This is a genomic window from Patescibacteria group bacterium (assembly GCA_028710985.1).
In the GTDB taxonomy this organism is placed as follows: Bacteria; Patescibacteriota; Patescibacteriia; order JAHJFT01; family JAHJFT01; genus JAQTTB01.
Window position 1 is genome coordinate 360238 of sequence record JAQTTB010000001.1, and the last position, 18164, is coordinate 378401.

An 18164-nucleotide genomic window follows, 5' to 3' on the forward strand; every position below is an offset into this window, starting at 1 on the left:
TTCGCATCAGCCGCCAATTGTGATTCGCGGCTAGTGTGATGGCACGAAAGTTCGTGCCGTGTGGTGTGAGAAAAGCGGATTGGAACTGTGAAAGGTGAGTGGCTACAGGATGCAGCCGTGCTTGCGAAGCAGTGCCTCGGCGGCGCGCTGGCGCTCCGAAGCGCGCTTCGCGGTCTCGATCGCGGCGAGGATCTCGGAGGCTGAACGGGCGCGGACCACAGCGATCGACGCCTTGGCGTAATCCGCCTTGGCCGCGGGAATCTGCTCGAAGGTCCGGATGACCTCGGACGCTGCGCCCATCCGGCGGATGGCGGCGGAGACGGCCTGGGGTGTCGCGGCCTGGAGCAGGTCGCACTTGGCGGCGCGGCGGAGCACGATGCTCTGTCGGATGACCGCTACGCCCTCGCGGGTGATCGGCGTGCCGGCGGGCTCGGGCGCGGGGAGAACCGGAACGATCTGGATCAGACCGGGGGCCATGATGATGCTCGACATGCAGAGCTCCTTCTATATACCTCGACACTCGGTCGAGGATTTGCTTGGGGTTATATCACCGCTTCCCAGCTGGAGGAGAACCGTGGCACTAATTGGCGAGCTAAAATGCTCTTAATTATTTGAATGCCTGGTTAAACCCCCTCCATGTGGCAGGCGGTAATTTTTCCGGGAAAGAACTGGAGGCGTGTCTATTTGCGGGTTGCGCACGAGGCGCGCCGCAAATATAGGTTCTGCGAATGTACATGTTTTAGTAAACTCCTTGCGGAGACCAAAACGGACATCCTTGGAACCGCCTCCGACTTGCTTTGTCCCAAAGGGACTGGGCTCGCCGTTGGTTGACCCCTCCATTTCTTTCTTGGAAAAAATCGCGGACGCGGAATTGGAGGCAGCGCCCGGGCATGGCCAATAAATTGGTCTTCCCGAGCAAATGGCATCCCTGTGACAAGGATTCACGAAGATTGCTCCTCGATTGATCCTTGAAGATGCCGCAGTTCGCATTGCCCGCTCCTCAACGGGCGGCGCGAAACAGTTGCTGTATATCCCGATCTGCCTGCCGGTAGGCAGGTGTTATCGGGACCTCCTCCAAATCTGCGTCCGCGATTGAATTGTGATGAACAAAAAAGAGATTATTTAGTCGCGGAGAGTATAATCTCAAAACAAATAATCTCTTTCTTGATCCCGAATAACAAAATGGTAATCGGGACCCTATTTTCTCTCTCCTCGTATTAAATTGTATGGTTCAAATACTTATTGATTTTTGATTTTTAACAAGTAACTATACCATAGGCTAAGGGATTTGTCAAGACCTGCTGACAGATATTTTAGCTAAATTAAGCCTTTTATGCATAGATTAGCCAAAATATGTCAAAAACTAAAATATAAGGGCAAACAAGCGAATTTTAATGTGACTGTGGATAATCTTGGGGATAATTTTTTAAATATCCGGCTTGACGAAGCAAAAAATATTAAAAAATGGCTTATTTTAGCCATATTATCGCATCTCTTGACAAGCTCAAAGTTATACCCACAAAACTTGACAGTTTTGAGAAGTCTTGTTAAAATTAGGGCACGCTGTTTGATTTTTGGCTTATTTTCCGCTATAAAGTCATACTTTCTAAGAGTGGAACAAGTCTCAAACATGACACATCAGTAGCAAAATTTTTTTTGGCTGCCCTAGCCATTTATTGGCGCGGGGATTTTTTATTTTTAGACCCTAAAAATTTATCAAAATTTCTTAATAAAATAATTTCCGCAAGATATTTATTAACACCCTATGATATTTAAAAGAATGGCGCCGACCGAGCCGGGCAGAAAATATTTTACCCGCTTGCGCGAGGCGATTCCGCTCCCGAACCTAATTCAGGTCCAGCTGGACTCATATCGCTGGTTTCTTGAAAACGGTATTCGCGAGCTTTTTAACGAGATTTCGCCGATTAAGGATTTTATCGGCCGTGATCTTGAGTTATATTTTGAAGATTATTATTTCGACGAGCCCAAGTTTGACGAGCCGACATCGCGCGAAAAAAATATTACTTACGAAGCGCCGCTCCGTGTGCGCGCCAAGCTCATGAACCGCCGCACCGAAGAAGAGCGCGAGCAGGATATTTATCTCGGCGACTTGCCGGTAATGACTGACCGCGGCACTTTTATCATCAATGGTATCGAGCGCGCGGTTGTCACCCAGCTCGTGCGTTCGGCCGGCGCTTTTTTTACTTCCGAATTCAACCGCGGACGCAAGTATTACGGAGCGAAACTGATTCCCAACCGCGGCGCCTGGCTTGAATTTGAAACCGACGCGAGCAATGTCATCTGGGTGAAGATTGATCGTAAAAGAAAAGTCGTGGTTACGGCGCTCATGCGTTCGTTCGGATATTCCACGGATGAGGAAATTATCAAAGAGTTTAAGGACGTGGATATTCACCCGACCAATCGTTACATTGAATCAACCATCGCGAAAGATGTTTCGCATGATCAGGACGGCGGCTTGATCGAGGTGTACAAAAGAATTCGTCCTGGCGATCTTGCAACTCCAGATAATGCCAAAAGCTTGATACACGCCATGTTTTTTAATTACGATCGTTATGATTTGGGTAAAGTCGGTCGTTATAAATTCAATCTGCGTTTCGGACTGGATACGGCAAAAAAACACGTTGAAGATGAAAAGAATCGCATTCTCCGACCCGAAGACATTGTCATGATTGTCCGTGAAATTATCCGGCTGAATATTAGCCAGGGAGACGCCGATGATGTCGATCATCTCGGCAACCGCCGCGTTCGCGCGGTCGGAGAACTGGTGCAGGCGCGTTTCCGCGTCGGCCTCGCGCGCATGGAGCGCATTGTCAAAGACCGCATGAGCACCATTGATGTTTCGGCCCTGACTTCCGGAAAATTGGTCAACGCCCGCCCGGTTATCGGCGCGGTGCGCGAATTTTTTATGTCATCCCAGCTTTCGCAGTTCATGGATCAGACCAATCCTCTGGCCGAACTTGAGCACAAGCGCCGGCTCTCGGCCATGGGCCCGGGCGGCTTATCGCGCGAACGCGCCGGATTTGAAGTCCGTGACGTCCACCCGACTCACTACGGCCGCATCTGCCCGATTGCCACTCCCGAAGGACCGAACATCGGCTTGGTGGGCCATCTTTCCTGCTACGCGCTTGTTAATGAATACGGTTTTATTGAATCTCCTTACCGTCGCGTGGTGCATGATGTGCCGAACGACGGCAAGTCCGCGGTCGGGGAATATGCCCGCCATGATTTGAAAGACGCTGAAGGCAAAATTGTTGTTTCCGCCGAAGAAAAGATTACCAAAGAAATCGCTGCGAAACTTATAGGCAACGGAACGGAAACCATTCCGCTCAAGCCGCGCGTCACCAATGATATTGAATATTTGAACGCGTTTCACGAAGAAAAATCAATCTGCGCTTCGGCCACCACTGCAATCGACGAAAAAGGATTCTTTCTGGAAACGCAGGTCGGCGTCCGCAAACGCGGCGAGCCGAGCGTTGAAGACGTTCACTCCATTGATTACATGGACGTTGCTTCAAAGCAGATTGTGAGTATCGCCACTGCCTTGATCCCGTTCCTGGAACATGATGACACTGTCCGCGCCTTGATGGGCACGAACATGCAGCGCCAGGCAGTGCCGTGTGTTAAAGCCGATGCTCCGATTGTTGGCACCGGCGTGGAGGAGCGCGCGGCGCGCGATTCCGGGCATATGATATCGGCCGAAGAAGACGGTGTGGTGAAATATATTGACGCCGCCCGCATTATTATTGAGAAGAAAGACGGCGACGCGCATGAATATGTGATGAAAAAATTTCTGCGCTCCAATGCTTCCACCTGCATCAACCAGACTCCGGTTGTTTCACCCGGCCAAAAAATTAAGATTGGAGATGTTCTCGCCGACGGTTCGGGCATCGATCAGGGCGAACTTGCCCTGGGCCAGAATGTTTTCGTGGCTTTCATGGCCTGGGAAGGGTACAACTACGAGGACGCGGTTATTATTTCCGAGCGCCTTGTGCAGGACGACCGTTATACATCAGTGAATATTGAACACTGCGTGGTTGATGTGCGCGATACCAAACTCGGGCCGGAAGTGGTTACTTCGGATATTCCGAATATCGGCGAAGAAAAACTCCGCAATTTAGATGAGAACGGCATTGTACGCGTCGGCGCCGAAGTCACATCCGGCGATATTTTGGTCGGCAAAATTACTCCCAAGGGCGAAACCGAACTTTCGGCCGAAGAAAAACTCCTGCGTGCCATTTTCGGCGAGAAGGCCCGCGACGTGCGCGACAGTTCGCTTTATCTTGAGCACGGTGAACATGGCAAGGTAGTGGATATTAAAATTTTTTCACGCGAGGACGGCGACAAACTGCCGCCCGGCGTTATTAAATCAATTCAGGTTTCCGTGGCCGATCTCCGCAAGGTGCAGGTTGGCGACAAGCTCGCCGGCCGTCACGGCAACAAAGGCGTTATTTCCAAGGTGGTTCCGATTGAAGACATGCCGTTTCTCGAAGACGGCACGCCGGTTGACATGATTCTTTCGCCGCTCGGCGTTGTCTCCCGCATGAACCTCGGCCAGATTCTGGAAACTCATCTTGGCCTTGCGGCCAACGCCCTTGGCTATCAGGTTGCGACTCCGGTTTTGGATGGCGTCTCGGAAGAAACTATTCACAGCGAACTCAAGCGCGCCGGTTTTCCGTCCGACGGAAAAATCAAGGTATTTGACGGCCGCACCGGCGACGCATTTGAAAACAAACCGACAGTTGGCTACATATATATGATGAAGCTCAACCATATGGTTGAAGATAAAATTCATCAGCGCTCCATTGGGCCATACTCGCTCATCACTCAGCAGCCCCTTGGGGGCAAAGCCCAGTTCGGCGGCCAGAGGTTCGGTGAAATGGAAGTCTGGGCGCTCGAGGCTTACGGCGCGGCGCATACCCTGCAGGAAATACTCACCATCAAATCCGACGACGTGCCCGGCCGCAGCAAGGCATATGAATCAATTATCAAGGGTGAGGAAATCAAAAAACTCAATATTCCGGAATCATTCAATGTATTGGTGCGCGAGCTCAAGGGCCTTTGTCTGGATGTGGAACTCCTGAAAGACGGTGAGCGGGTTGACAGCATCATTGATTCTGGAGAAGTGACGAAACGGCCTGACTCATTTCAAAAATAATATTGAAACATATGCCAGAACCAATCACGAAAATTGCCGACTTTGACGCCATGCGGCTTCGGCTCGCTTCTCCGGAAGCGATCCGCTCCTGGTCTTACGGCGAAGTTACAAAACCCGAGACCATTAATTACCGCACCCAGAAACCGGAAAAGAGCGGCCTTTTCGCCGAAGAAATTTTTGGGCCGTCCAAAGACTGGGAATGCTATTGCGGTAAGTATAAAAAAATCCGTTATAAAGGAATTGTCTGCGATAAATGCGGCGTTGAGGTCACGCATTCCATCGTGCGCCGCGAACGCATGGGCCACATTGAACTTGCTGCGCCGGTATCGCACATTTGGTTTTTACGCGGCGTGCCGTCCAAAATCGGCACCGTGCTTGATATGTCGGCGCAGGCGCTTGAAAAAGTAATTTATTTTGGATCATTTATCATAACCGGGGTTGATGAAGGAGCAAAGCGCGCCACTCTGGAACAGCTCAAATCCGAATACAAGAGCAAGCGCAAGATGATTGAAAACGAGCATAAGCGCGATTATGAACGCGCTCAGAAAAACGCCACCGAGAAAAATATCGGCGAAAAAGAACTGCAAACCGAATTGGAAAAACTTTACAGCATTAAAGAAAATAAACTCAAGGAACTTGATAAGGATTACAGCTCTACGGATAAGGAGCTCAAGGAGCTCAAGGTTTTAAAAATTATTTCCGAAGCCGAGTACCAGGATTATTCCCTAAAATTCGGCCACATCTTTAAGGCCGGCATCGGCGCCGAGGCGGTTCACTATCTCCTGTCCAAAATCGATCTTCCGGCGACCATCAAGGCGCTCGAAGAAGAGCTCGCGAATTCCAAGGCCGCAAAGCAGGACCGCATTGTCCGCCGCATCAAGCTCATGAAGAGTCTTGAAAAAAATGGGATCAAGCCCGACTGGATGATTCTCACGGTTGTTCCGGTCATTCCGCCGGATTTGCGCCCCATGGTCGCCCTGGACGGCGGTCGGTTCGCTACCTCGGACTTGAATGATTTATATCGCCGTGTCATCAACCGCAATAACCGCCTCAAAAGGCTCAAGGAGCTGAACGCGCCGGAGGTTATCACGCGCAACGAGAAAAGAATGCTGCAGGAAGCCGCCGACGCCCTGATCGACAACAGCGCGCGCCATTCCAAAACCGTAATTGCCGCGACCGGCAAAAAGCGCCAGCTCAAGTCGCTCGCCGACACACTCAAGGGAAAGCAGGGACGCTTCCGCCAGAACCTGCTGGGTAAAAGAATCGATTACTCCGGCCGTTCGGTCATCGTAGTCGGCCCGTCGCTCAAGATCCACCAGTGCGGACTTCCGAAGAAAATGGCGCTTGAGCTCTTCAAGCCGTTTGTGATTTCCAAACTCATTGAGCGTGAATACGTTCATAATATAAGAAGCGCGAACCGTTTTATTGAATCCGATCGTCCCGAAGTCTGGGATATTCTTGAAGAAATTATCAAAGACGCCGTGGTTCTCCTAAACCGCGCGCCGACCCTGCACCGCCTCGGCATTCAGGCATTCTGCCCGATTTTGATTGAAGGAAAAGCGATTCAGGTTCATCCCATGGTCTGCTCGGCCTTTAATGCCGACTTTGACGGCGACCAAATGGCTGTGCACGTGCCGCTCACCGTTGAATCAAAGCGTGAAGCCCGCGAAATTATGCTTTCGTCAGTCAACCTCCTGAAGCCGGCCACCGGACATCCGGTCGCGACCGCGAATAAGGATGTTGCCTGGGGCTGTTATTATATGAGTACGCTGGTTGCTCCCGAGGGACGCGAGCCCAGGGCTTTGTATGGCATTGAAGAAGCGCTGTTCGCTTACAATTCCAAAAAAATCAGCATTCGTGAAAAAATCCGCGTTCCGTTAAGGCAAGGCGGTGAGCTTATTGAAACTAATGTCGGGCGGCTTCTCATTAATCGCTGCTTCCCGGAAAAGATCCCCTACATCAATGAGACAATGGGCGTAAAAAAACTTGGCGAAGTCGTTCGCCTGTGCCTTGAATATTACGGCAACGAGCGCACTGCCCAGCTTTTAGATGATTTGAAGGAACTCGGCTTTAAGCACATCACACTTTCCGGATATTCCTGGGGCATGAGCGATCTGCCGATTTTGGAAAAAAAGAAAGAACTTATTACCGAAGGAAACAATCAGGTTAATCTTATTCAGGGACAATATGATCAGGGCTTACTCACGCAGGCGGAACGCCACAGCCAGATTATCAAAGTCTGGACGGATATTAAGGAACGGGTTACCAAGCTCTCTCGCGAATCGTTGCCTAAAGACGGCTCGGTATTTTCCATGATTGAATCCGGCGCCCGCGGTTCCTGGGGCCAGCTCACCCAGATGGTCGGCATGAAAGGCCTGGTGTCCAATCCGGTTGGCGACATTATTGAGCTGCCGGTCAAGGCGAATTTTCGCGAAGGTTTTGACGTGCTTGAATTTTTTATCTCCACCCATGGCGCGAGAAAAGGTCTTTCCGATACCGCTCTTCGTACCGCGAGTGCGGGTTATCTTACTCGTCGCCTGGTTGATGTGGCGCAGGATATCGTTGTCACTCAAGAAGATTGCGGTGAATCGGAGGGCATTCTGATTACCAAAAAAGAACAGGAAGAAATTGGTGAAGCCGTCAATACCCGTATCCTCGGCCGATTTACTCTTTCGGATATTAAGAATCCAAAAACCGGCAAGGTTGTCATTAAACGCGATACCTTGATTACCGAAGAGCACCTTCGTAAACTCGAGGGCATTGAGATTGAAGAAGTGCGCGTCCGGAGCGTCGCGACCTGCAAATTGCACCGAGGTATCTGCCAGAAGTGCTATGGTTACGATCTCGCTTATAATAAACTGGTGGAATTCGGCACCGCGGTCGGCATTATGGCTGCGCAGTCAATCGGCGAGCCGGGTACCCAGCTTACTATGAGAACATTTCACACCGGCGGTGTGGCTGGTCAGGATATCACCCAGGGTTTGCCGCGCGTTGAAGAGCTCTTTGAGGCGCGTCCGCCCAAGCGCCGCGCTATCATCGCGGATTTCACCGGCAAGATTCGGATTGAAACCATTGAGCGCAAAATTATTGAATCTCCGACCGGCCAGAAATATCTTGACCTGAATCAGCCCGGCCAGCGCATTATCAAAATTGAATACGAAGGCGTGGACGAAGAAAAATTCCGCGCCGACGAAGGCGATGAAATCAAGGTGAAGGATGGCACCAAGGTTTTTGAAGGCGATGAACTTATTGTGCGTAAAGACGGCGCCGCGATTCCGGCGCGCCGTGAAGGCACGGTAAAGGTGGAAAAAAATATTGTTCGGGTTGTCTTTTCAACAAAGAGCACTCACGAATACGTAATACCGCCTGGCGTTGTCATCTGGGTAAAGGATGGCGACGAAGTGCAGGCCGGCGACCAGCTCACCGAAGGCGACCTGGATCTCCAGCAGCTTTATACCCTCCGCGGCGGCGAATCGGTCAAGAAATATCTGCTCAAAGAAATTCTCTTTATTTACGCTTCGCAGGGACAGAAGCTCAATTCCAAACACATTGAGCTCATCATTCGCCAAATGTTCTCGCGCGTTTATGTCAAAGATGCCGGCGACACCGATCTCTTGCCCGGCGATATAGTGGAAAAAGCAAAATGGCTTGATGAAAACGAGAAGGCCGAAAAAACCAAGGGACGTCCGGCCGAAGCCCATGAGCTTTTTCTCGGCGTGAGTAAGGTTTCGCTTTCCACCGAATCATTCCTCTCGGCCGCCTCCTTCCAAGAGACCGCCCGCGTCTTAATTAACGCCGCGGTCACCGGAAAGATTGATAAGCTTGAAGGCCTCAAGGAAAATGTTATCATCGGCCGCCTCATTCCGGCCGGCACCGGATTCCACAAGCAATAGAAAATCATAAAAATCGTCCCGACGTTCACTTCGTTCAGTCGGGACGATTTTTTGTTGAAAATTACCTGGATTTTTGATACTATTAAGTCAATCCTAAACAATACTCTATGTCCGGACACTCCAAGTGGGCAAACATAAAAAACCGAAAACAATCCGAGGACGCCAAAAAGGCCAAGGTTTTCACTAAAATCGCGCGCACCATCACGGTCGCGGCGCGCGGCGGCGCCGATACGGCATCGAATTTTCAATTGCGCCTCGCGATTTCGCAGGCGCGCGCGGCCAACATGCCCCGCGAAAACGTTGACCGCGCCATTGCCCGCGCCACGGGTGAAGGCAAAGAACAGCTCGAAGAAGTGCTCTATGAGGCTTACGGCCCGTTCGGTATCGCGATTTTGATTCAGGCATTGACCGATAACCGCAACCGCACGGTTTCCAATCTCAAACATATTTTTTCAAACTACGGCGGTTCGCTCGCCGGCGCCGGATCGGTAAAATACTTATTTGACCGCAAGGGCGTGGCGCGTGTCGCCTCGCTCGGTTCGGACCGCGAAGCCACGGAGCTCAAGCTCATTGATGGTGGGGCCGAAGACATTGCCGAGGAAGACGGGCTTTTCGTGATATATTCCGCGCCGGACAAACTCAAAAACATTCTCGCCGCGCTCGGCGATCTCGCGGTTGAATATTCGGGCCTGGAATGGATTGCCAAAGAGCGTATCGCGGTGAGCGACCCGGCGGTCAAGCAAAAACTTGAAGAATTGTATAATTCGCTCGATGAAGACGATGATGTCAACGAATGGTACTCCAATGAAGCGTAATTCAAAAATAATCCTGGGCATCGATCCGGGTTTTGCTCGCCTTGGCTGGGCCGTGATTGAGGACAGTGGTAAACTTGCGGCAATTGATTACGGCTGCATCGAAACATCCTCTCGGGACGAGCATGCCGGCCGGCTTCTAGAAATATCTCAAAGGCTCGATAAAATTATAAAAAAATATAAGCCCGATATCGCGGGAATGGAAAAATTATTTTTTTCAAAAAACGTAAAAACCGCAATTCAGGTCGGCGAAGCGCGCGGCGCGATTTTGCTCACCCTCGCGAGCGCCGGAATTACACCGCTTGAATTCACGCCCGCGCAGATTAAACAGGCCGCCGCCGGATGGGGGAGCGCCGATAAGATTCAGATTCAGCGCATGGTGAAAACCATTCTGAATCTCACCGAGATTCCGCGGCCCGATGATGCGGCCGACGCTCTGGCGATCGCGATTTGCGCCGCTACGACCAAGAAATTCAATTAAAAAATATGAAACCAGAAATCCGCAAAGATTACATCCAGGAAAAATACGTGATTATCGCGCCGCGCCGCGGCAAGCGGCCGCACGAAATCGCGCCGCCCGAGTGTCTTTCCAGCCAGAAGAAAAAAACATGCGCTTTTTGTTCGCCGCGGATAGAGAAAGAAAAAGCTTTTCAGACGGTTGGCGGCCGGAAATGGAGGATTAAAGTTCTGGAAAATAAATTTCCCGCGGTAACGCTCACGAATCCCCGCGCCTACGGCAAACAGGAGATTATCGTCGAAACGCCGGACCACGGACTTGAGCTTGAGGACTTGAGCGAACGCCAGATTGCCGATATTTTCCGGGTCTATTCCGACCGCACCGAGGCGATTTCCAAGAATAAAAAAATTGAATACATCCTGATTTTTAAAAATAACGGCGGTATAGCCGGCGCGTCGCTCGCGCACTCCCATTCGCAGATTTTTGCCACGCAATTTTTGCCGCCGCACCTCGGAGACAAATGCCAAAAGGTCCAGGACTACAAGCTTCGCCATGGCCGGTGCGTCTTCTGTGACGTGATCCGCAAAGAATCGCGCGGACCGCGCCGCGTCTTCCATGGCCGGCACGTTGTCGCTTTTGCGCCGTACGCTTCAATGCACAATTACGAAGTCTGGATACTGCCCCGCCGCCACATTGATAACATTTCCGATCTAAACGACAAGGAGCGCCTTGAATGGGCGCGCGTCCTCAAGAAAATATTGCGCCAGATTTCCAAACTCGGCTTACCATATAATTTTTATTTTCATCAGGTTGTCTACGACGAGGACCAGCATCTTTACATGAAGATTACGCCGCGGGGGAGCGTCTGGGCCGGCGTGGAAATCGGCTCCGGGCTCATCATCAATCCGGTCGCGCCTGAAGAAGCGGCTAAATTCTACCGAAAAGCATTCTAAAATCAATTGAAAAATCCTCCCGTTCGCGGGGGGATTTTTTGATATAGCGTAAACTGGATCGCCTCTGATTAGGGTTTATTTTATAAGCAGTTTCGCGTACCTTCTCACTTCTCGCTTCCATGAATTCGAATCCGTGGTATCAATTTCAGCAAAAATCGGGAATGGAAACTTTTTAATAATCCACTTACCGCCCTCTTGATTAACCCAACGATAATGATGGGGAGTGCGGCGCCACATCTCGCGAATCTTCACGGCAGCGCCCTTCGATTGTTCGCTTCCTTGCCACCTGGACTTCGCGCCGCCAAAGAAGTCGTCAGCACTATCGTGGTAGGTTGCGGTAATTACGCGTCCAACTATGACATCAATGTCGCAATGAGTACGAACGAAAACAAGGCGAACGCCTGCTTTTTGCGCTTTTTCGCGAGCACTGGCGCGATTCTTCGCATCCACGAAGTCCGAATCGAGGATAACATTACCGCCTCGTTTTAAAACTTCAAGCGCGGCATTTTCACCGATAGCACGGACTCGCTCATAGCATTCGTTTTGTTTGCGAAGTTCAATACGAATGTCGTCGCCCTTGATAATCGTCGCACCGATGTGCTTGGCAAGTTCTTGCGCCACCGTGCTCTTGCCAGAACCGACGAGGCCGATAATGGCCACGATGGTCGGCTTTTTAGACTTGCGTTTCTTGACGCTAAGCATTGACAAGAAAGATTCTTGGGCGCGTTGCTCTCTTTGTGTAAATTTTTTGTGTTCGTGAACCATACTGTAAATCTTAAGTAAAATATTTGAGTTGTCGATTTTAATTTGGAGCCCGCCAAAGGCGGACAAAAGCGGGCGACCGGAATCCCTGCCTTCGCCCCTCGATAAGCTCGGGGCTACGGCAGGCAGGAAACCGGCATTCTATTTCGAGGATCCCGATCGGGTTGTTTAAAAAATTATCAGCGGGCGACCGGAATCGAACCGGCATCTTCAGCTTGGAAGGCTAACATAATAGCCATTATACGACGCCCGCTGATAATTTTTTAAGGACTCTTACGGGCGGGATCCTCGAAAATTCAACCTCGCTTCGCTTCGGGAATTTTCGGGAGAAGGCTAACGTAATAGCCATTATACCTGCCTGCCGGCAGGCAGGCGACACTCGCGATTAAAATGCTGATCCAATAATGCGATTAAGGATTTGCTTATATGATAATCCCTCATTGATTAACAGTCGTGGGAACATCGAAATGTCTGTAAAACCTGGAAGCGTGTTAATTTCATTTATATAAACACGATTGTTATTTATAAAAAAATCGATTCGCGCAAAGCCGCGGCAGTCGCAAAGCCGATAAGCGCGTGAGGCGTAATTTAGAATTATGGAGGCTTGAGAGGTAGTCAATTTTGCTGGAATATTAATTTGCGTTTTATTGAGTTTATATTTGTCATCAAAATCGTAAAATTCATTTACCGGCACTATTTCGCCGGGTTTAGAAATCAGCGGGTCATGATTGCCTATAACCGCTACTTCAATTTCTTGCGGATTTTTAAGCCCCTGCTCAATCAATATTTTCTGATCATGCCGTCGGGCTTTGTTTATCGCCGCTGGCAGTTGAGAAAAACTATTAACTCTCGAAATTCCGATTGAAGATCCGGAGTTTGAAGGTTTTACAAAAATTGGCAAGTTAAAGGTTTTTTTAATTTTTTTTAATTTAATATCAATTTCTTTTTTTGAAAGAGTAGAATAATCAATTGATGCGAATCTGACTTGAGGGATACGATTATATTTAATAAAATTTTTAAAAAAAGATTTATCCATGCAAAGAGCCGAAGACAGAACGCGGCAGCCGCAATATTTGATGCCGCAATTTTCGAGCATGGCCTGCAATATCCCATCCTCGCCAAAACGGCCATGCGTTATGGGAAATGCAATATCAATAATTTTTTTAAAATCTTTTAATTCAATTTTTTTCAAACCAAGACGTGAAAGGTTATTGAAATTTTTTACAATATTGAATTCTCCATTTTTCCGCCAATACATTAACACCAGTGAGTATTTTTTAAAATCAAAGTTCTCGGCAATATTCTTCGCGGAAATTATGGATATATCCGATTCATTCCCCGGACCGCCAAGGATTAAACCTATTCTTTTTTTCATATAAACTTTGGTCGGGGATGAGAGACTCGAACTCTCGACCTTCCCGACCCAACGTCGGGACGCGCTACGAATTATTTATTACAGATGGTCGGGGCGGTGAGATTTGAACTCACGATCTCATGCTCCCCCGCCTGCCGTCGCCTTGGTCGGGGATGAGAGACTCGAACTCTCGACCTCCTGCTCCCAAAGCAGGCGCGCTACCAACTGCGCTAATCCCCGGCTCAGGCCATGGCGGGCAGGCAAAGCATGCGCCTTAGCCGCTAGGCCACGCCCCGGATAAATTTATTCTAATAATAGCAGAAATCACTAAATAAATCAAGATGCCCGGCTGGATTTTTTTGCTAAGATAAGCCATTTTAAAACCGTTCCGACAATTTGCCGGAACGGTTTTTTGAAAATCCGTAAATGCCTGGGGACAGAATTGAACTGTCGACACGTGGATTTTCAGTCCACTGCTCTACCACTGAGCTACCCAGGCCCAGGGCTTTATAAAATTGATGGTGGGCGCACGTGGACTCGAACCACGGACCTCGTCATTATCAGTGACGCGCTCTAACCAGCTGAGCTATGCGCCCAATATGTCATGGCTGATTCTTGCTTGTAAAAAGCGCCTCCCAAATCCGGTCTTAAAATATTTTTCTCGCTTAAGGGCAAGTTCTTTGCTCAGGCAGGCTTCATAATATACCAGTTTCAATGGACGGCGTATTCGCGTTGAGTCCACTTTGCCCAACGCATGCTCTTGGCAGCGTTTTTTTAAATCATCCGTAAAACCGATATAAAATTTCTTATCTTTTAAACTTAATAAAACGTAGGTAAAAAACATTATTCGCGAGTCCTCCTATGCACCCTTGGTTTCCAGGGTGACATTGATATTGGATGGATTGAATTTGTCCTGTATGTATTCTTTGATTTTATTCGGAGTATCCGAGCTGCCGCAGGTCAGAATGTCGATTGAGCAGTAGCCGTATTCTGGCCAGGTATAAATCGCGGCGTGGGATTCTTCCAGTATCGCGACTGCCGAGACCCCCTGGTGTTTAGTCAGCTCGCCGTTGAAAATTTTGTGATGGTAGTCAACAAAATTTACCAAATGTAAGCCGGCTTTGCTTATGGCAGATGTCAGAGTTTCTTTGATTAGATTTCGGTCATTGAGCAATTGTTCGTTGACCCCATAGAACTCGGCGTAAAGATGATAGAGCCGAGGCGTATAGAGTTGTTCCATTTCTTTATCCTCAATATTGGCGCGGCGGAAAGGCCCGTCAATATAAAAAAGACTATAAATTATGTAGCTACAGTATATTAATTTTCTGTAAGGATCGCAAGAGACTTTGTCCCTGTGGATACATAATTTAAAGCCTTCTCAACTTAGAAAGTGATAGGATTTCCTTCTTTGGGATATTTACTCCCTAGAAAGGAGGTGATCCATCCACAGCTTCCGCTACGGATGCCTTGTTACGACTTCGTCCCTATCATCGGTCCTACCTTCGAACGACCTACATCGAACTTCGGGTATTACCGACTCTCTTGACGTGACGGGCGGTGAGTACAAGACCCGAGAACGTATTCAACGCGCCGTGGCTGATGCGCGTTTACTAGCGATTCCGACTTCACGAGGGCGAGTTGCAGCCCTCGATCCGAACTGAGACCAGTTTTAAGGGATTAGCTCCACCTTGCGGTTTGGCAACCCGTTGTACTGGCCATTGTAGCACGTGTGTCGCCCAGGACGTAAGAGCCATGCTGATTTGACGTCATCCCCACCTTCCTCCTCGTTAACCGAGGCGGTCTTCTGTGAAAATATAACACAGAATGGGGGTTGCGCTCGTTACCCGACTTAACGGTACACCTCACGGCACGAGCTGACGGCAACCATGCAGCACCTATGACGCACCCTCGAAGGCTTCTCCGATTTCTCGGAGCGTGCAGCGCCATTTCAAGCCCTGGTAAGGTTCCTCGCTTACCATCGAATTAAACCACATGCTCCACCGCTTGTGCGGGTCCCCGTCTATTCCTTTGAGTTTTAGCCTTGCGGCCGTACTCCCCAGGCGGGACACTTAACGCGTTAGCTTGATTCGTCGGCACTGGAAGGGTCGATACTTCCAATACCTAGTGTCCAAAGTTTAGGGCGTGGACTACAGGGGTATCTAATCCCTTTCGCTACCCACGCTTTCGTCCAATGAGTGTCAGGAACGTTCCAGTAAGCTGCCTTCGCATTTGGTGTTCTTGCCGATATTAACGCATTTTACCGCTACACCGGCAATTCCGCTTACCTTTCCCGTCCTCTAGCTTAAAAGTTTCGCCGGCAGTTCCGATGTTGAGCATCGGGATTTGACCGGCGACTTTTCAAGCCACCTGCGGACGCTTTACGCCCAATAAATCCGGATAACGTTTGAGGTCTCTGTATTACCGCTGCTGCTGGCACAGAGTTAGCAACCTCTTATTCGCAGGGTACCGTCACAAATTCGTCCCCTGCAAAAGATCTTTACACCCCGAAGGGCTTCTTCAATCACGCGGCGTCGCTCCCTCACCCTTTCGGGCATTGGGGAATATTCTTGACTGCAGCCTCCCGTAGGAGTCTGGGCAGTGTCTCAGTCCCAGTGAGGCGGGTCGTGCTCTCACACCCGCTACCCGTTATAGCCTTGGTGGGCCGTTACCTCACCAACTAGCTGATAGGCCGCCGGTTCCTCTCGAAGCGATAAATCTTTAAATGGGAATGACTTATGTCCCCCCATTACCATCGGGGATTAGTCCCGCTTTCGCGGAGTTATACCCGTCTTCGAGGCAGATTACCGACGTGTTACGCACCCGTTTGCCACTATTCTCACTTATTGCTAAACAAGAATCGTTCGACTTGCATGCCTTAGACACGCCGCCAACGTTCATCCTGAGCTAGGATCAAACTCTCATGATAATGTTGTTACTTTGAGCTTACGGGGAAATTCTCGTTGGGCTCAAAGTGATGATATTTTGTTGTGATGTGAATCTGCCGTCAGGCAGATTCGAGGAATCCTATCACTTTCTAAATTGGAAAAGAGCTAAACTTAGCTTTTTTTAATTGCTCCAATATGATATACCAAGCGCAATTGTATGTCAAGAGCTTAAAATGGTCAAGTCCAAGGCGTATTTTAGCCAAAAAATGGTATGGGTCGCATATATGCGAGCCATGCAAAAAAAGTCCTCCGCGGGGCGGAGGACAGGGGGAGGGCGGAAGGTCAGATGAAGCGCGCTCCGAGTCCCGAGATGAGCCGAGTGCAGAACACCCTGAGTTCCGAGGGCGACTTGCGTTTCGCGCAGTCAATCTCGTAGGCTGAGAGGGCGCTGGCGTAGGCAGTTGGACTGACGCGGTGGCTCGTGACGAGCTTCGCCGCCTGCGATGGCAGTCCGCCGTCAATCGCTGAAGCGATGGCGCGTTCGGCCCACTGATCCACGATCGATCCGAACTGCCAGCGATCGCCGAGCGCAACGAGGCGTCCCCAGTCTCCCGTTTTCTCGAGAACCCGGATATTCATTAGCAGAATATTGGTGAGTCCCAGAATATTCCACCAGGTCATTTCATAGCGGTTGCGGTCGATGCCGAGGTGAAAGAGAAAGCGCTTGAACTCGAACCCGTTCGTCGGATGGCGCGTCCGCCACTTGATCGCCTCTTGCTTGAAACCCTCGGTGTTTATTTCGCCTGTGAATTCTTCGCTCATCACTCCTCCTTGCGAAATGTTTCCCCCCGAAAAGAACCAAGATGCCGAATAGTATAATATAATATTTTATTATTGTCAATGGAAAAATAAAACAGCCGCATTTGGCTGTTTTTCCGCATGAGCCGTGAATCATCTGTACCATCGGAATTACTTGTTCATCCAATACCGATAATTATTAATTCGCGTCTCATGTGGAGGCACGATCAAGCGATCATGCCAGTGGGAAGGAGCTTGGGGTTGAGGTGGCGGGGAATGTCCTAGATATCGGAGACATCGACGAGCATGTCTTCGGACATGTCTTTGATGTGCATCTCTTTTTGCCAGTCCCTGTATGTGTCCTCCAGAATGGACGTGTCACGGCCAGCAGAACGCAGGTACTCTTCGTATGCCAGGCACTCTTCGATCTTGTCCTTGTCCTCGTGGGGCTCCATGCTCTCGCACCACTCGTAGAAATCCTCATCCCCCTCGTCGCTCATCTGTTCCAGGGCCACGCGGCCAGTCATCTTGAGTTCCACGCGCGCGGACTGACGGTCGGCGCGGAAGTAGCGGTTTCGAATCGCGTGTAACTTTTTCCGCCCGGCGTTGCTCTTCTCTTCAGTGAAGAGATAGTTTCTCCGCTTCCACTCAGCGAAGAGATGGTCTATCTGCTTCCGCCGATTGCTGAGACGGTGTGGGCATCTTCTGACTTCGATATCCATGTTGTCCTCCTCGATACTTGCATTGGAGCGCAATCAAGCAATCCTAGCACGAATTGCCAAATTGCACAAGGGCGCCGGGTTCGGTCAGGCTTCGGGCCTTGGCCGGCTCGCCAGGGCGATGCCGATGGAAATCGGCCAGAGCAGGGTGAACAGCATGGCCGCGCCCAGGCTCTTGAAGAACAGGTTGTCCTTCTTCGGCCGGTTCGGGAGATCGCGCAGCCGGATGCCGCCGACCTTGAGCTCCAGGCCGATGATGACCATGGCGCCGATCGTGTACCAGACCGAAAAGATCAGGATGGCAACGTAGATTACGAGCTCCATGAAATCCTCCTTGTTATTATGTCCGCATCAG

General features: G+C 50.0%; 13 protein-coding genes, 4 tRNA genes and 1 rRNA gene. 5 read left to right on the forward strand and 13 right to left on the reverse strand.

Annotated elements, in window-relative coordinates; genetic code table 11:
- Window positions 1-102: 102 nt before the first annotated feature.
- Complete coding sequence (locus PHW53_01720; GenBank protein ID MDD4995168.1) at window positions 103-492, reverse strand: hypothetical protein; 390 nt, start codon at window positions 490-492, stop codon at window positions 103-105.
- Window positions 493-1765: 1273 nt separating this feature from the next.
- Between PHW53_01720 and PHW53_01725 the strand changes: the two genes are divergently transcribed.
- From PHW53_01725 to galT, 5 genes are all read left to right on the forward strand, one after another.
- The gene (locus PHW53_01725) at window positions 1766-5176 is read left to right on the forward strand and encodes a DNA-directed RNA polymerase subunit beta (GenBank protein ID MDD4995169.1); all 3411 of its coding nucleotides are present in this window, start codon (window positions 1766-1768) and stop codon (window positions 5174-5176) included.
- An 11-nt stretch (window positions 5177-5187) separates the two neighbouring features.
- Complete coding sequence (rpoC, locus tag PHW53_01730) at window positions 5188-9069, forward strand: DNA-directed RNA polymerase subunit beta' (protein ID MDD4995170.1); 3882 nt, start codon at window positions 5188-5190, stop codon at window positions 9067-9069.
- A gap of 107 nt (window positions 9070-9176) precedes the next feature.
- Window positions 9177-9884 carry a YebC/PmpR family DNA-binding transcriptional regulator gene (locus tag PHW53_01735; GenBank protein MDD4995171.1) on the forward strand — a complete coding sequence of 236 codons (708 nt, stop codon included), beginning with the start codon at window positions 9177-9179 and terminating at the stop codon, window positions 9882-9884.
- The gene (ruvC, locus tag PHW53_01740; GenBank protein MDD4995172.1) at window positions 9874-10362 is read left to right on the forward strand and encodes a crossover junction endodeoxyribonuclease RuvC; all 489 of its coding nucleotides are present in this window, start codon (window positions 9874-9876) and stop codon (window positions 10360-10362) included. Before PHW53_01735 ends, ruvC begins: the two co-directional genes overlap by 11 nt.
- A gap of 5 nt (window positions 10363-10367) precedes the next feature.
- Complete coding sequence (gene galT, locus PHW53_01745; protein MDD4995173.1) at window positions 10368-11291, forward strand: galactose-1-phosphate uridylyltransferase; 924 nt, start codon at window positions 10368-10370, stop codon at window positions 11289-11291.
- A 75-nt stretch (window positions 11292-11366) separates the two neighbouring features.
- Here galT and PHW53_01750 read toward each other — a convergent pair whose 3' ends face one another.
- The 12 genes from PHW53_01750 to PHW53_01805 all read right to left on the reverse strand — a co-directional run bounded on the left by PHW53_01750 (window position 11367) and on the right by PHW53_01805 (window position 18133).
- Window positions 11367-12056 (reverse strand): AAA family ATPase, encoded by a 690-nt coding sequence (locus tag PHW53_01750; GenBank protein MDD4995174.1) that lies wholly within the window; start codon window positions 12054-12056, stop codon window positions 11367-11369.
- 178 nt (window positions 12057-12234) lie between these two features.
- Window positions 12235-12306 (reverse strand) — tRNA-Gly (locus PHW53_01755).
- A 132-nt stretch (window positions 12307-12438) separates the two neighbouring features.
- Complete coding sequence (locus PHW53_01760; protein ID MDD4995175.1) at window positions 12439-13428, reverse strand: D-alanine--D-alanine ligase; 990 nt, start codon at window positions 13426-13428, stop codon at window positions 12439-12441.
- A gap of 143 nt (window positions 13429-13571) precedes the next feature.
- Window positions 13572-13647: transfer RNA gene (locus PHW53_01765), tRNA-Pro, on the reverse strand.
- 187 nt (window positions 13648-13834) lie between these two features.
- Window positions 13835-13906: transfer RNA gene (locus PHW53_01770), tRNA-Phe, on the reverse strand.
- A gap of 20 nt (window positions 13907-13926) precedes the next feature.
- Window positions 13927-14003: transfer RNA gene (locus tag PHW53_01775), tRNA-Ile, on the reverse strand.
- Window positions 13994-14251 (reverse strand): GIY-YIG nuclease family protein, encoded by a 258-nt coding sequence (locus tag PHW53_01780; GenBank protein ID MDD4995176.1) that lies wholly within the window; start codon window positions 14249-14251, stop codon window positions 13994-13996. The genes PHW53_01775 and PHW53_01780 overlap by 10 nt, the downstream gene beginning before the upstream one ends.
- A 15-nt stretch (window positions 14252-14266) precedes the next feature.
- On the reverse strand, window positions 14267-14647 hold the full coding sequence (gene speD / locus PHW53_01785) for an adenosylmethionine decarboxylase (protein MDD4995177.1): 381 nt from the start codon (window positions 14645-14647) through the stop codon (window positions 14267-14269).
- Between the two features lie 188 nt (window positions 14648-14835).
- A 16S ribosomal RNA gene (locus PHW53_01790) occupies window positions 14836-16333 on the reverse strand.
- 301 nt (window positions 16334-16634) lie between these two features.
- Entirely contained in the window at window positions 16635-17114 is a 480-nt protein-coding gene (locus PHW53_01795) for a hypothetical protein (protein MDD4995178.1), read from the reverse strand.
- 257 nt (window positions 17115-17371) lie between these two features.
- Window positions 17372-17812 (reverse strand): hypothetical protein, encoded by a 441-nt coding sequence (locus tag PHW53_01800; protein MDD4995179.1) that lies wholly within the window; start codon window positions 17810-17812, stop codon window positions 17372-17374.
- 84 nt (window positions 17813-17896) lie between these two features.
- Window positions 17897-18133 (reverse strand): hypothetical protein, encoded by a 237-nt coding sequence (locus PHW53_01805; GenBank protein ID MDD4995180.1) that lies wholly within the window; start codon window positions 18131-18133, stop codon window positions 17897-17899.
- Between the last annotated feature and the right edge of the window lie 31 nt (window positions 18134-18164).